Origin of the sequence: Kineococcus glutinatus (assembly GCF_039542765.1) — a bacterium.
Taxonomy (GTDB): Bacteria; Actinomycetota; Actinomycetes; order Actinomycetales; family Kineococcaceae; genus Kineococcus_A; species Kineococcus_A glutinatus.
This window is the reverse complement of the sequence record NZ_BAABIL010000396.1, coordinates 1-14417: the sequence shown is the minus strand read 5'-3', so window position 1 is coordinate 14417 and position 14417 is coordinate 1. Positions and strand designations below refer to the sequence as shown.

Annotated in this window: 12 protein-coding genes; 7 read left to right on the top strand and 5 right to left on the bottom strand. The window is 77.6% G+C overall.

Features of this window, described 5'->3' with window-relative positions; all coding sequences use genetic code 11:
- Both ABEB16_RS14550 and ABEB16_RS14545 read right to left on the bottom strand, forming a co-directional pair.
- Nucleotides 1-544 (bottom strand): DUF1360 domain-containing protein (locus ABEB16_RS14550; protein ID WP_345712957.1); only part of this gene is annotated, 544 nt, incomplete at its 3' end.
- A gap of 99 nt (nt 545-643) precedes the next feature.
- Entirely contained in the window at nt 644-1228 is a 585-nt protein-coding gene (locus tag ABEB16_RS14545; protein WP_345712956.1) for a GNAT family N-acetyltransferase, read from the bottom strand.
- 69 nt (nt 1229-1297) lie between these two features.
- Between ABEB16_RS14545 and ABEB16_RS14540 the strand changes: the two genes are divergently transcribed.
- The 4 genes from ABEB16_RS14540 to ABEB16_RS14525 are packed head-to-tail and all read left to right on the top strand — an operon-like array spanning nt 1298 to nt 6288.
- Nucleotides 1298-3580 carry a xanthine dehydrogenase family protein molybdopterin-binding subunit gene (locus ABEB16_RS14540; protein WP_345712955.1) on the top strand — a complete coding sequence of 761 codons (2283 nt, stop codon included), beginning with the start codon at nt 1298-1300 and terminating at the stop codon, nt 3578-3580.
- On the top strand, nt 3577-4476 hold the full coding sequence (locus ABEB16_RS14535; protein WP_345712954.1) for an FAD binding domain-containing protein: 900 nt from the start codon (nt 3577-3579) through the stop codon (nt 4474-4476). The genes ABEB16_RS14540 and ABEB16_RS14535 overlap by 4 nt, the downstream gene beginning before the upstream one ends.
- Nucleotides 4473-4958, top strand: coding sequence for a (2Fe-2S)-binding protein (locus ABEB16_RS14530; RefSeq protein WP_345712953.1), 486 nt, complete (start codon nt 4473-4475; stop codon nt 4956-4958). Before ABEB16_RS14535 ends, ABEB16_RS14530 begins: the two co-directional genes overlap by 4 nt.
- A gap of 16 nt (nt 4959-4974) precedes the next feature.
- Nucleotides 4975-6288, top strand: coding sequence for an erythromycin esterase family protein (locus ABEB16_RS14525; protein WP_345712952.1), 1314 nt, complete (start codon nt 4975-4977; stop codon nt 6286-6288).
- A 19-nt stretch (nt 6289-6307) separates the two neighbouring features.
- On the opposite strand, the gene glgX is transcribed toward ABEB16_RS14525, so the two are convergent.
- Complete coding sequence (gene glgX, locus ABEB16_RS14520; RefSeq protein ID WP_345712951.1) at nt 6308-8503, bottom strand: glycogen debranching protein GlgX; 2196 nt, start codon at nt 8501-8503, stop codon at nt 6308-6310.
- A gap of 66 nt (nt 8504-8569) precedes the next feature.
- On the opposite strand from glgX, the gene ABEB16_RS14515 reads away from it, so the two are divergent.
- Nucleotides 8570-9772: a cysteine desulfurase family protein gene (locus ABEB16_RS14515; RefSeq protein ID WP_345712950.1), complete on the top strand. Its 1203-nt coding sequence runs from the start codon at nt 8570-8572 to the stop codon at nt 9770-9772.
- Nucleotides 9773-9794: 22 nt separating this feature from the next.
- Nucleotides 9795-10880 (top strand): tRNA 2-thiouridine(34) synthase MnmA, encoded by a 1086-nt coding sequence (gene mnmA, locus ABEB16_RS14510; RefSeq protein WP_345712949.1) that lies wholly within the window; start codon nt 9795-9797, stop codon nt 10878-10880.
- Nucleotides 10881-10917: 37 nt separating this feature from the next.
- On the opposite strand, the gene ABEB16_RS14505 is transcribed toward mnmA, so the two are convergent.
- A complete protein-coding gene (locus tag ABEB16_RS14505; protein WP_345712948.1) occupies nt 10918-11700 on the bottom strand; it encodes an MIP/aquaporin family protein in 783 nt (260 codons plus the stop codon).
- Between the two features lie 380 nt (nt 11701-12080).
- On the opposite strand from ABEB16_RS14505, the gene ABEB16_RS14500 reads away from it, so the two are divergent.
- Nucleotides 12081-13064 carry an aldo/keto reductase gene (locus ABEB16_RS14500; protein WP_345712947.1) on the top strand — a complete coding sequence of 328 codons (984 nt, stop codon included), beginning with the start codon at nt 12081-12083 and terminating at the stop codon, nt 13062-13064.
- Nucleotides 13065-13102: 38 nt separating this feature from the next.
- On the opposite strand, the gene ABEB16_RS14495 is transcribed toward ABEB16_RS14500, so the two are convergent.
- Nucleotides 13103-14417, bottom strand: a 1315-nt coding sequence (locus ABEB16_RS14495) for a DUF445 domain-containing protein (protein WP_345712946.1), incomplete at its 5' end; no start/stop codon positions are given.

The following is a 14417-nucleotide window of genomic DNA, read 5'->3' as shown; positions in this document are numbered from 1 at the left end:
GGTGCTTGGCGCTGTCGTAGAGCAGGTGCAGCACGTTGGAGCCGAAGACCGCCGCCAGGGTGGCCGCCGCGGTCCGGGTGAGCCGCGGCGCCAGCACGCTGCCGGCGACGAGACCCGTCGCCGTCCACATCGACGTGCAGAACGGGCAGGTGACGAGCTCGCCGACGGCGTGGCGCAGACCGCTGCCGCGCACCTCCTCCTGCACCTCGCCCTCGCCGGCGGAACCGGTGTGCCGGGTGAAGGGCGCCCGGAACGGGGAGGTCACCGCGTCCTTGGTGATGAGCCGGCTGGCCTCGTGCGCGGCGACGGTGAGCAGCGCCAGGTCCTGCGCACCGATCCGCTCCGGCAGCCGCACCCCCCGGGCCCGACCCCACAGCGCGGCGGCGCCCACGGCACCGCCGTAGACGCCCACCAGCGCCAGGAACCCGCCGAGGGGGCGCTCCTCGACGTCCTCGCCGCGTCCCTCCCCCCCGCTCCCCTCGTAGTCGCGCTGCAGGGCGTGCAGGCGCTCGTGCGCCGCCGACAGCGCGGAACCGGCCTTCACCGCTGGACCTCCCGGGTCGGGGCGACCGCCTCGCCGGGCGCCTCCTCACCGGGAGGTACCTGTTCGCGGCGGTCGCAAACGTGCCCTCGCCGGGCGGGCTCAGCCGGTGCCCGGCCGGTCGACCCGGTAGACGACGTGCAGCGGGTCGTCCACCGGGTTCTCCGGTGCCAGCGGCCCCTCGGCGACCCGGCGGAACCCGGCCTTCTCCAGCACCCGCCGGGAGGCGGTGTTGGCGGCCACGACGGGCACGACCACCGCGGGGGCGTCCGGGTGGTCGACCCAGGTGCGCCGCACGGCCGTCGCGACGAGCCGGGTGCCCAGGCCCCGCCCGCGCAGCGCCTCCTCGCCGAGGAGGTAGTCGATGCAGACCGCCCCGGCGGGCACGTCGACGAGCGCCGACAGCTCCGCGAGCTCCTCGGGGTAGTCCTCGATGCGACAGCGCTGCAGCAGGCCCACCGGGCGGCCGTCGAGCAGCACGACGAGGTCCTCGCCGGGTTCCTCCCCGCGCACGCTCGGGCCGAAGTCCCTCGCCACCGCCTCCGGGGAGGTCTCGTGGTGCCACCAGCGCCGCACGCGGGGCTCGGCCAGCCACCGCCCCAGCAGCGGCAGGTCGGCGGCGGTGAGCGGGCGCCACGCCAGGGCGCCGGTGAGGACGTCGGGACCGGGTCCCACCGCGTCGACCACGCCACCTCCCGGGTGCGCCCGCACCGGGCGGGCGGTTCGATGGTGCCACGCCGAGGACCGGGGGAGCCCGTGAGCGCCAGCACCGCCTTCCAGCCCACCCGCCGCGAGGACGTCCGCCTCCTCACCGGCACCGGCCGCTACGTCGCCGACCTCGCGGTGGACGGCTGCCTGGAGGCCGCCTTCGTGCGCAGCCGGCTCGCGCACGGGCGGGTGCGCCGCGTCGACGCCGCCCCGGCCCGCGCGGTGGCCAGCGTCGTGCCCGCGCTGGCCGCCGCCGCCCTGCCCGGGCGGTTCGTCGTGCCCCCCTTCGGGCAGCCCGGCGTCGCGGAGGGCCGCGACTGGGAGGTGCTGGCCGGTGAGCGGGTGCGCCACGTCGGCCAGCCCCTCGCCGTGGTGCTCGCCGCCGACCGCTACGCCGCCGAGGACGGCGCCGACGCCGTGGTCGTCGACGTGGACCCGCTGCCGGCCCTCGTGGGCCCGCAGGCCGCGGCCGCCTCGGACGTGCAGCTGTTCGACGGGCTCGGCAACGTCGTCGTGGAGCAGGACCACGGCGAGCCGGTGCCGCAGGAGGTGTGGGCCGCGGCGCACGTCGTCGTCGAGGCCACCTACACCCAGCAGCTGCTCGCCCCGGTGCCCATGGAGTCCCGCGCGGTGCTCGCCGCGCCCGACGGCGCCGGTGGCCTGCGCGTCTGGTGCTCCCACCAGGCGCCGCACCGGTTGCGCGACAACCTGGGGCAGGCGCTGCGGCTGCCGCCGGACCGGGTGCGCGTCACCGTGCCCGACGCCGGCGGGGCCTTCGGCTCCAAGAGCGCCACCTTCCCCGAGTACCTGGCCGTCGCGCTGCTGGCGCTGCGGCTGGGCCGGCCGGTGCGCTGGGTGGAGGACCGCGCCGAGGCGTTCAGCGCCCACACCCACGGCCGGGGGCAGCGCCAGCGCGTCCGGCTGGCCGCCGACCGGGACGGGCGGTTCCTCGCCCTCGACCTCGACGTGCTCGCCGACCTCGGCGCCTACCCGCACGTCGGTGTCGTCGTGCCCACCCAGACCGCGCTGATGGCCACCGGTGCGTACGCCACCGGGCACGTGCACGCCCGGGTGCGCGCCGTCGTGACGACCACCGCCCCGACGGCCCCCTACCGCGGGGCCGGCCGCCCGGAGGCCGCCTACGCGGTGGAGCGCACCGTCGAGGCCCTCGCCCGCCGCCTCGGCGCCGACCCGGTGGAACTGCGCCGGCGGAACTTCATCGCGCCGGAGCGGTTCCCGCACACCACGCCCACCGGCCGCACCTACGACTCCGGGGACTACGCCCGCGCCCTCGACGTGGCGGTGGACGCGCTGGAGCTGGACCGCTGGCGCACCGAGCGGGCGCGCCGCCGCGCCGAGCCGGGCGCCCGCCCGCTCGGCATCGGGTTCTGCAGCTACGTCGAGCGCACCGGCGGCGACGGGCCGCTGCTGCTGCAGGAGAACGGCAGCGTCGAGGCCCTGGCCGACGGGTCCTTCCTCGCCCGCTGCGGCACCTCCGCCACCGGGCAGGGCCACGAGACGGCGTTCGCGCAGGTCGTCGCCGACGCCCTCGGGGTGGACACCGCGCTGGTCCGCGCCGTCGACGGCGACACGGGGGAGGTGCCGCACGGGGTGGGGTCCTTCGCCAGCCGCTCGATGCAGATGGGCGGCGCGGCCCTGCACCTGGCCGCCCGCGAGCTCGTGGACCTCGCCCGGCAGCGCGCGGTGGCGTGGGCGGCCGCCGCCGGGCCGCCGGTGCCCGCCGGGTCCGCCACCTGGGACGCCGGGCGGCTCCTGCTGCCCGGCGGGCGCTGGATCGGCACCGGTGAGCTCGTCACGGCCACGGGCGAGCTGCGCGCCGACCACGTGTTCCGCCAGGAGGCGGCGTTCCCGTTCGGCTGCTACGGCGCCGTCGTCGAGGTGGACCCGGACACCGGTGAGGTGGAGGTCCTGCGGCTGGTGGCGGTCGACGACTACGGCACCGTCGTGCACCCCGTCATCACCCGCGGGCAGACCGTCGGCTCCCTCGTGCAGGGCCTCGGGCAGGCGCTCTACGAGGAGGTGCCGCACGACGGCGACGGCGTCCCCCTGCTCGCGGAGGGGTTGTTCGACTACCTGCTGCCCACCGCCTCGGAGGTGCCGCCCTTCGTGCTGCGCGAGACGCGGACGCCGAACCCGTCCAACCCGCTGGGCGCCAAGGGGGCGGGGGAGGCGGGGTGCATCGGCGTGCCGCCGGCCGTCGTCAACGCCGTCGCCGACGCCCTGCAGCTGGACGACCCGGACCTGCTGCAGATGCCGCTGACCCCGGCGCGGGTCTGGCGGGCGGCGCGCGCGGCGGGGGCGGCCTCGTGAAGTCGCCGTCGTTCGGGTACGTCGCCCCGGCGAGCACCGCCGACGTGGTCGACGCCCTCACGACCGGTTCGGCGGCGCCGGGCGGGGCCGTGGTCCTCGCCGGCGGCCAGAGCCTGCTCGTGGAGCTGCACCACCGCCGCGTGCGGCCCGCCCTCGTCGTCGACCTCGGCCGGGTCGGCGACCTCGGGGGCCTGGCGGTGGCCGGCGGGGAGCTGCACGTCGGTGCGCTGGCCCGGCACCGGGACGCCGAGCGCCCCGGCGCGGCTCCCGGCCCCCTCGGGCGGCTGCTGCCGCGGGTCGCCGAGCACGTCGCCCACCCGCCGGTGCGCGCCCGCGGCACCATCGCCGGTTCGCTGGCGTGGGGGCACCCGGCGGCCGAGTGGGGCGCCGTGGCGGTCGCCCTCGACGCCCGGGTCGACCTGCGCGGCGCGGGAGGCGGGCGCAGCGTCGCCGCGGCCGACTGGTTCCGCGGCCCGCACCGCACCGCGCGGCGCCCCGACGAGCTCGTGACCGCGCTCCGCCTGCCGCTGCCGCCGGCCGGCGCGGGGGTGGGTTTCGTGGAGCACCGCCGCACGGCCGCCAGCTACGCCGGGGTCGCGGTCGTGGCGGTGCTGGAGCTGGAGGGGCCCGTCGTGACCTCGGCCCGGCTCGGGGTCGTCGGCGCGGCCGACCGGCCGGAGCGCGCCGCGGCCGCCGAGGGGTTCCTGCGGGGTGCCGAGGCCGGCGAGGCGGCGTTCGCCCGCGCCGGGGAACTCGCCGCCCGGGACGCGGACCCCGTGGACGAGCCCCACCAGCCCGCCGACCACCGCCGCCACCTCGTCGGGGTGCTGGTGCGGCGCGCGCTGGGGCGGGCGCTGGCCGACCGGCGGAGCACCGACGAGGAGGAGGACGCGTGAGGGTCGAGTTCGACGTCAACGGGGAGCGGCGCAGCGTGGACGTCGAGCCCCGCCGCCACCTCGCGGACGTGCTGCGCGACGAGCTGGGGCTGACCGGCACCCACCTCGCCTGCGAGCACGGGGTGTGCGGCTCCTGCACCGTGCTGCTCGACGGGGAGGCGGTGCGCTCCTGCCTGCTGCTGGCGGTGCAGTGCGAGGGCCGCTCGGTGCGCACCGTCGAGGGGCTGGCGGACGGGGAGGGACCCGGCGGGCTGAACCCGCTGCAGCGGGCGTTCTCCGCCGAGCACGCGCTGCAGTGCGGGTTCTGCACACCGGGTTTCGTCGTGCTGCTGCAGGGCGCGCTGGAGCGGGACCCGGCGGTCTTCGACGACCCGGAGGCGCTGCGGCGGCTGCTGAGCTCCAACCTCTGCCGCTGCACCGGCTACGAGCCGATCCGCCGCGCGGCGCTGCGGGCGGCCGGCCGCGACCCGGACGCGGTCTGACGGGCGGGGTGCCCCGGTGATCGCCGCCGAGGAGCAGGTGCGCCGCGCAGCGCTGCCGCTGCGCGGGGAGGGCGACCTGGACCCGCTGCTGGAACGGGTGGGCGAGGCGCGGTTCGTGCTGCTGGGGGAGGCCTCGCACGGCACGCACGAGTTCTACGCCTGGCGCGCGGCGATCACCCGCCGGCTGGTGCTGGAGAAGGGGTTCTCCCTCGTCACCGTCGAGGGGGACTGGCCCGACTGCCACCGGGTGAACTGCTCGGTGACGGGGGCGCCCGGCGCGCCGGAGGACCCCGCCGAGGTGCTGGCCGGGTTCGGGCGCTGGCCGACGTGGATGTGGGCCAACACCGACGTGGTGGAGCTCACCCGCTGGCTGCGGTCCCACAACGACACCCTGCCCGCGGACGCGCGCGTGGGTTTCCACGGCCTCGACGTGTACAGCCTGATGGACTCCCTGCGCAGCGTCGTCGCCTACCTGCGCGAGCACGAACCCGGGCACGTCGACGCCGCGCTGGAGGCGCTACGCTGCTTCGAACCGCACGGGGAGGACGTGCAGCGCTACGCCGAGGCGACCCGGCTGGCGCCCAGCAGCTGCGAGGGCCCCGTGGTGGAGCTGCTGGCCCGGCTGCGCAGCGGCACCGACGGCACCGGGCACGAGCGCGACGCCCGCTTCGACGCCGAGCAGAACGCCCTCGTCGCCGCCGGGGCGGAGGCCTACTACCGCGCCGTGGTGCGCGGTGGTGCGCAGGCGTGGAACGTGCGCGACCGGCACATGGCCGACACCCTCGACCGGCTCGTCGCCCACCGCGGTCCCGGGGCGAAGGCGGTGGTCTGGGAGCACAACACCCACATCGGTGACGCCCGGTTCACCGACATGGCCCGCGACGGCATGGTCAACGTCGGCCAGCTCGTGCGCGAGCGCCACGGCGAGGACGACGTCGTGCTCGTCGGCTTCGGCAGCCACGGCGGCACCGTCGTCGCCGCGCGCGCCTGGGACGGCCCCTCCCAGGTGCTGCCGCTGCCGCCGGCGCACCCCGGCAGCGTGGAGGACCTCCTGCACCACAGCGGGATCGACCCGGCCGCCCTCTTCGTGTTCCCCACCGCCGGGGAGCTGCCGCGGTGGCTGACCGGGATCCGCGAGCACCGCGCCGTGGGCGTCGTCTACCAGCCCGAGCTGGACCCCACGCACAACTACGTGCCCACCGTGCTCGGCCGGCGCTACGACGCGTTCTGCTGGTTCGACCGCACCCGCGCCCTGACCCCCCTGCACGGCGAGCCGCCCGCCGCGGGCCCGGGGCACGGGGAGGACGACACCTGGCCCTGGGGCCAGTGACGGCCGGCCCCGCCGCCGCTCAGGCCGTCGCCAGCACCCGCACCGACCACGGTGCCAGCGGCAGGTGCGCCCCCGCCGCCAGCGCCGACGGGCCCCGCCGCGCCGCCGGCTCCAGGCCCGCCTCCAGGCCCGCCTCCTGCTCCGCCTCCTGAGCGGGCGCGGCGCTGTCCCAGCGGGGCAGCAGCTTCTCCACGCCCTCCACCACCGGCAGCGCCACGTCCACCGCGTCCCGCCAGCCGTTGAGCACCACCAGCACCGACGCCTCCCCGATCGCGCGGCCGTCGACGAGCATCTGCAGCACCCGCTGCGCCGGGTCGTGCCAGCGCTCCACGCTCATCCCGGCCCCGTCCGCGCCGAACCACAGCAGGTCGTGGCGGCTCTCCCGCGGCGGGCGGCCGGGCACCGCCCCGCCCAGCCGCAGGACCGCGTACTCCCGCCGCAGCGCCAGCAGGGCCCGGGTGTCGGCCAGCAGCGCCCGCTGCCAGGGCTCCAGCTCCCAGTCCACCCAGGAGATCGCGTCGTCCTGGCAGTAGGCGTTGTTGTTGCCGCCCTGGGTGCGGCCCAGCTCGTCGCCGGCGGTGATCATCGGTACGCCCGTCGACAGCAGCAGCGTCGCCATCAGGTTGCGCTGCGAGCGGCGCCGCTCCCGCAGGACCCCCTCGTCGTCGGTGGGCCCCTCCACGCCGTGGTTGAAGCTGGTGTCGGAGTCGCTGCCGTCGCGGTTGCCCTCGCCGTTGGCCTCGTTGTGCTTGCGGTCGTAGGCCGTCAGGTCCGCCAGCGTGAACCCGTCGTGCGCGGTGACGAAGTTGACGCTCGTCAGCCGGCCGCGCTGCGGGTCGAACGTGTCCGCCGAACCCGCCAGCCGGGTCGCCATCTCCCGCAGCCCGCGCCCGGGGGCGTCGGGCACACCGCGCCCGGCGGCCGCCTCCCGCGCGTCGGACAGCCAGAACCGGCGCACCCCGTCGCGGAACCGGTCGTTCCACTCCACCAGGGGCGCCGGGAACTGCCCCGTGCGCCAGCCGTACGGGCCGACGTCCCAGGGTTCGGCGATGAGCTTGGTGCCCGCCAGCACCGGGTCGGTGGCCAGCGCCACGAGGAACGGGTGGTCGGGGACGAACCCCTCCCGGCCGCGGGCCAGGGTCGTCATGAGGTCGAAGCGGAACCCGTCCACCCCCACCTGCGACACCCAGTAGCGCAGCGAGTCCATCGCCAGCTGCACCACCCGGGGCGAGCGGAAGTCCAGGGAGTTGCCGCAGCCCGTCACGTCGAACGGGCGCCCGGCCGCGTCGCGCAGGTAGTACGTGCGGTCGTCCAGCCCCCGCCACGACAGGCACGGGCCGTCCTGGCCGACCTCGCAGGTGTGGTTGTAGACCACGTCGAGCACGACCTCCAGGCCGGCGGCGTGCAGGTCGCGCACCGCGCGGCGCAGCTCCTCGCGCACCGCCGCCGGCCCCGCCGCGCGCGCCGCGGCGGTCGCGTACCCCGGCTCGGGCGCGAAGAAGGACAGCGTGCTGTACCCCCAGTAGTTCACCGCGCCGCGCTGGCGCAGCACCGGCTCGGTGGACTTGGCGTGCACCGGCAGCAGCTCCACGGTCGTGACGCCGAGGGAGGTGAGGTGCTCCACGACGGCCGGGTGCGCCAGGCCCGCGTAGGTGCCGCGCAGCTCCGGCGGGACGCCCGGCAGCGACCGGGTCAGACCCACCACGTGCGCCTCGTAGACGACGGTGTCCGCCCACGGCACCTGCGGGCGCTCGCCGGCCCCGACGGCCAGCTCCGCCGGCAGGTCGCCCAGCACGACGCCGTGCGGCACGAACGGGGCCGAGTCGCGCTCGTCGCGCTGCGTCAGGTCTCCGGTCAGGGAGGCGTCGACGGCGTGCGCGTACACCTCCGGGCGCAGCACGAGCTCCCCGTCCAGGCCGCGGGCGTACGGGTCCAGCAGCAGCTTCGCCGGGTTGTGCCGCAGCCCGCGCTCGGGCTCCCAGCGACCGTGCACCCGGAAGCCGTAGCGCGTCCCCGCCCGCAGGCCCGGCACGAAGGCCGACCACACGCCGTGCTCGACGTCGAGCAGCGGGATGCGCACCTCCGTCCCGCCCGGACCGTCCAGCAGGCACAGCTCCACCGCGTCGGCGTGGGCGGCGAACACCGCGACGTCGGCGCCCCCCTCCACGACGCTGACTCCGAGCTGGGACGGGCGGGGCCGGCGGGGATCGCTCACCCGCGGCAGTCTGCCCGAACCCCGTGGAGGGCGGCGAGCGCTCGCGCGCACCTACAATCGGCTCCCGTGCCTGCGTATCTCGACCACGCGGCCACGACACCGCTGCGACCGGAGGCCGCGGCCGCCGTCGTGGCCGAGCTGTCGCAGGCGGGCAACGCCTCCTCGCTGCACGGCGCCGGGCGCCGGGCCCGCCGGGCGGTGGAGGAGGCCCGCGAGAGCCTCGCCGAGGCCGTCGGGGCCGGTGCCAGCGAGGTCGTCTGGACGTCGGGGGGCACCGAGTCCGACAACCTCGCCGTCAAGGGGCTGTTCTGGGCCCGGCGCGGCGCCGACCCGCGCCGGCGCCGCGTGCTGGCCAGCGCCGTGGAGCACCACGCCGTGCTCGACGCCGTGGCCTGGCTCGTCGACCACGAGGGCGCCGAGGTGACCTGGCTGCCCGTGGACGCCGCCGGCCGCGTCGAGGTCGCCGCCGTCGCCGCGGCGCTGGCCGAGCGCCCCGAGGAGATCGCCCTGCTCACCTGCATGTGGGCCAACAACGAGGTCGGCACCCTGCAGCCGGTGCGGCAGGTGGCGGAGCTGGCCCACGCCGCCGGGGTGCCCGTGCACACCGACGCCGTGCAGGCCGTCGGTCACGTCCCCGTCGACTTCACCGCCTCCGGCGTGGACGCCCTGTCGCTGTCGGCGCACAAGTTCGGCGGTCCCGTCGGCGCCGGGGCCCTCGTGCTGCGCCGCGGCCTGGACCTGGTGGCCCTCCAGCACGGCGGCGGGCACGAGCTCGGGGTGCGCTCCGGCACGCTCGACGTGGCCTCGGCGCGGGGCGCGGCGGTGGCCCTGGCCGCGTCCGTCGCGGAGCTGCGACCCGAGGCGGAGCGGCTGCGCGACCTGCGCGAGCAGCTCGTCGCGGGCCTGCGCGCCCAGGTGCCCGGGATCGCGGTGCGCGGCGACGCCGACCCCGCCGGCCGGCTGCCCGGCCACGCCCACGTCACCGTGCCCGACTGCGAGGGCGACTCGCTGCTCTACCTGCTCGACGCCCGCGGCGTGGAGGTCTCCACCGGTTCGGCCTGCCAGGCCGGCGTCCCCCGCCCCAGCCACGTGCTGCTCGCGATGGGCGTCGAGCCCGAGGAGGCCCGCGGCGCGCTGCGCTTCTCCCTGGGCCGCACGTCCACGGCGGCGGACGTGGCCGCCGCCGTCGCCGCGTTCGGCCCCGCGGTGGAGCGGGCCCAGCGCGCCCGGCGTTCCGCGCGGGCCCGCAGCGCGCGGAGGGCGTCGTGACCCGCCGCGGGCGGGGGGAGCCGTGAGCCGGGTGCTGGCCGCCATGAGCGGAGGCGTGGGCTCCGGGGTGGCGGCGGCCCGGGCGGTCGAGGCCGGCCACGACGTCGTCGGCGTGCACATGGCGCTGTCGCGCCGACCCGGCTCGCTGCGCACCGGGGCCCGGGGCTGCTGCACCCTCGAGGACGCCCGCGACGCCCGCCGCGCCGCCGACGTGCTCGGCATCCCGTTCTACGTGTGGGACCTGTCGGAGGAGTTCGTCGAGGACGTCGTGGCCGACTTCGTCGCCGAGTACGCCGCCGGGCGCACCCCCAACCCCTGCGTGCGCTGCAACGAGCGGATCAAGTTCGCCGCGCTGCTCGACCGGGCCCTCGCCCTGGGCTTCGACGCCGTCTGCACCGGCCACTACGCCCGCCTCGCCCCCGGGGCCGACGGCGCACCCCGGCTGCAGCGGGCGCGGGACGCGGCCAAGGACCAGTCCTACGTCCTGGCCGTCGTGGCCCCCGCCGAGCTGGAGCACGCCCTCTTCCCGCTGGGGGAGGCCGCCAGCAAGGAGGAGGTGCGCGCCGAGGCGCAGCGGCGCGGGCTGGCGGTGGCCGCCAAGCCCGACAGCCACGACATCTGCTTCATCCCCGACGGCGACACCCGCGGCTTCCTGCGCCGCCACCTCGGCGAACAGCCCGGCGAGGTCGTGGACACCGCGGGGCAGGTGGTCGGCAGCCACTCCGGTGCCTACGGGTTCACCGTCGGGCAGCGCAAGGGCCTCGGCGTGGGGCGGCCCGCCCCCGACGGCCGCCCCCGCTACGTGCTGTCCATCAGCCCCGTCGAGCGGCGCGTCGTCGTCGGGGCCGCGGAGGAGCTGCGGGTGGGCACGCTGCACGGCGCGGAGCCGGTGTGGGGCGCGCCGCCGCCGGCCGGCCCGGCGGAGGTCACCGCGCAGGTGCGCGCCCACGGGACGCCGGTGCCCGCCGTGGTGGAGCGCGCCGGCCCCGGGCTGCTCGTGCGGCTGCGCGAACCGCTGAGCGGCGTGGCACCGGGGCAGACGGTGGTGCTCTACGAGGGCGAGCTGGTGCTCGCCGCGGCCACCGTCACCGCCACCGGGCGGGGCTGAACCCGCCCGGCGGCGTGGGCGGACCGGCCCGGACCCCTCAGGAGGGCGCCTCGCCGCGCGCCAGCACGCGGTCGTAGAGGACGGCGGCGAGCACCCCGCCGACCACCGGACCCACCAGGTACACCCACAGGCTGCTCAGGTCCCACGTCACGACGGCCGGGCCGAAGGCCCGCGCCGGGTTCACCGCACCGCCGGTGACGGGCGCGGCCGCGAAGACGCACACCGCCAGGGCCGCACCGGCGGCCAGCGGCGCCGCGGCGGCGGGGGCGCGCTCGTCGGTGGCCACCGAGACCACCACGAGCACCAGGACGAAGGTGATCAGCGCCTCGACGAGCAGGGCCCGCACGTCGGAGACGCCCTCGGCGGGCAGCGTGACGGCCAGCCCGGCCTCCGTCCGCGCGCGGGAGCCGTAGGTGCCCCAGACGGCCAGCGAGGCCAGCACCGACCCGCCGAGCTGGGCCACCGCGTACACCGGGACCGCCCGCCACGGGAACCGGCCCGCCACCGCCAGCCCGAGGGTCACGGCCGGGTTGAGGTGGCAGCCCGAGACGTGCCCGAGCGCGGCGGCCAGCGCCGTCAGCGCGAGGCCGAACGCCAGCACCACGGCGAGCAGGTCGTAGCCGGGAGCGGCGCCCACCACCCAGCCCATGGCCGTCGCCGTGCCCGCCAGGACGAGGACGAAGGTGCCCACGAACTCGGCCGTGCCGGCCCGCAGCACGTCCTGCCCGGGTGTGCTGCCGTACAGCCCGCGCGCCTGCGACGCGCCGTGCACGCTCAGCCCGCCGCCGCTGCGACGAGCGCCCACCGCCTCCGATGCCATGCTCCACCTCCCGGGCCGCCGGCCGACCCGGGAGGTCCGGCGCCGCCGACGCACGTGTCTACGTCGTAGACGCACTACCCGCCGGGCGGGGACCGAAACGGATGGGGGACGGCCACCGGTGGCGGAGCGGGACGCTCGACGCGACCGGTGGGGGAGGCGGTGGCCGTCGTGCCGCCGCCTCCCGGACGGGCGCGGACCGCGCCCGAGGTCTGGCGCGACCGGCGGGCCCCGTCGGCAACCGCGGTCGCGCCCGGAAGGTTACGTGCCCCGCCCGGTCGTGGCAACGGTGTTCACGCCCTCCCGCCGCGCGCCACCCCACGCCGGCCGGGGGCGTCCGCTCCTCGTCGCGCGCGGGCGCCCCCGCCACTAGGGTCGCGGCCGTGGAGACGAGGATCCTCGGGAAGACCCAGCGGCTCGTGAGCGTCGTCGGCCTGGGCTGCTGGCAGATCGGCGGCAGCTGGGGTGAGGTGGACGAGGGCGACGCGCTCGACGTCCTCGCCGCGGCGGTGGAGTCGGGCGTCACGTTCCTCGACACCGCCGACGTCTACGGCGACGGCCGCAGCGAGCGGCTCATCGGGCGCTTCCTGCGCGAGCACCCCGCCGCCGAGCTGACCGTCGCGACCAAGACGGGCCGGCGCGCCGACCCGCACGAGCCCGGGGCCTACACCCGGGAGAACTTCCGCGCCTGGAACGACCGCAGCCGCGCGAACCTCGGCGTCGACACCCTCGACCTCGTCCAGCTGCACTGCCCGCCCACCGCCGTCTACGACCGCGACGAGGTCTTCGACGCCCTCGACGAGCTGGTCGCCGAGGGCCGCATCAAGGACTACGGCGTGTCCGTGGAGACCACCGCCGAGGCGCGTGCCGCCATCGCCCGGCCCGGTGTGGCCAGCGTGCAGATCATCCTCAACTGCCTGCGCCTCAAGCCGGTCGAGGAGGTCCTGCCCGCCGCCGCCGAGGCCGGCGTCGGCATCATCGCCCGCGTGCCGCTGGCCTCCGGGCTGCTGTCCGGCAGGTACGACGAGTCCACGACCTTCGCCGCCGACGACCACCGCACCTTCAACCGCCACGGCGAGGCGTTCGACGTGGGCGAGACGTTCTCCGGCGTGCCCTTCGAGGTGGGCGTGCAGGCCGCCCGCCGGCTCGCCGAGGTCGCCGGCGACGTGCCGCTGGCCGCGTTCGCGCTGCGCTGGATCATCGACCAGGAGGGCGTCAGCACCGTCATCCCCGGCGCCCGCAACGGCGAGCAGGCCCGGCGCAACGCCGCCGCCGCGCAGGTGCCGCCCGTCAGCGCCGAGCAGGCCGCGGCCGTGCGCGCCGTCTACGACGAGCTGGTCGCCGAACACGTGCACGCCCGCTGGTGAGGCGGGTGGCCGGTCCGGTCGCGGGCCGGCCACCCGCCTCAGCTGCCCGCCAGCACCGTCACCGCGTGGATCGCCACCCCCACCAGGCCGCCGACGACCGTGCCGTTGATGCGGATGAACTGCAGGTCGCGCCCCACGTGCAGCTCGATGCGGCGCGCCGCGTCGTCGCCGTCCCAGCGCGCGACCGTGTCGGAGATGACGGTGGCCAGCTCCGGGGCGAACCGCCGCACCAGGTGGCCCGTCGCGTCGACCACGTGCCCGTCGATGCGCGCCCGCAGCGCGGCGTCACCCAGCAGGCGCTCGCCCAGGTCCCGCAGCGCCCGGACCGACCGCTGCCGCAGCTCGCTGCCCGGGTCGGCCACCGCGTCCGCCAGCAACCGCCGCACCGTGCCCCACAGCCCCGCCACCGTCTCGCGCAGGTCGGGGTGGGTGAGCAGCCGGCGCTGGAACTCCATCGCCCGCGCCCGGGTCGTCGCGTCGTGCTGCAGGTCGTCGGCGAAACGGGTGAGCAGGTCGTCCAGCGCCCGGCGGCCGGAGTGCTGCGGGTCGGCGAGCGCGTCGGTCACCCAGCGCAGCGCCTCGGCGTGCACCCGCCGGCCGATCCGGTCGTCCAGCCACGACGGCGTCCACGCCGGGGCGCGCTCGCCGACCAGGGCCAGCACCGTGTGCTCGTTGCGGTCCAGCCAGCGCTGCGCCTCGCGCAGGCACACCTCCACGACCGGCTGGTGCGTGCCGTCGGCGACCACCCGCCCCAGCAGCCGGCCCGCGGCCGGGCTCCACGGCTCGTCCGCCAGCCGCGCGAGGACCACCTCGTCGAGCAGCGCGGCCACCTCGTCGTCCTTGAGCAGGTCCAGCCCGCCGCCCACGACGACGGCGGCCTCCTCCACGGCCCGCTCCGCGCTGCCCGGGCGCACCAGCCAGCCGGCCAGGCGCCGGGTGACCTCCGCGCGCCCCACCTTGTCGCGCACGACGTCCTCGGCGAGGAAGTTGTCGGAGACGAACTCCTCCAGGCTCTGGCCGAGCTGGTCCTTCTTGCGGGGGATGAGACCGGTGTGCGGGATCGGCAGGCCGAACGGGCGGCGGAACAGCGCGGTGACCGCGAACCAGTCCGCCACCGCGCCCACCATGGCCGCCTCCGCGGCGGCGTTGACGAAACCCAGCGCGCCCTCGTCGCCGACCGTCAGGGCGTAGACGCCGGCGGCCAGCACCAGCAGCCCACCGGCCACCGCCCGCATCCGGCGCAGGCCGCGGCTGCGCTCGGCGTCGGCGGCGGACAACCCGGGCGCCGCCGCTGCGGGCGGCGCCCCGGGCGTCGTGGGCGGGGACGGTGCGGTGGCGGTCACGGGGTCATCC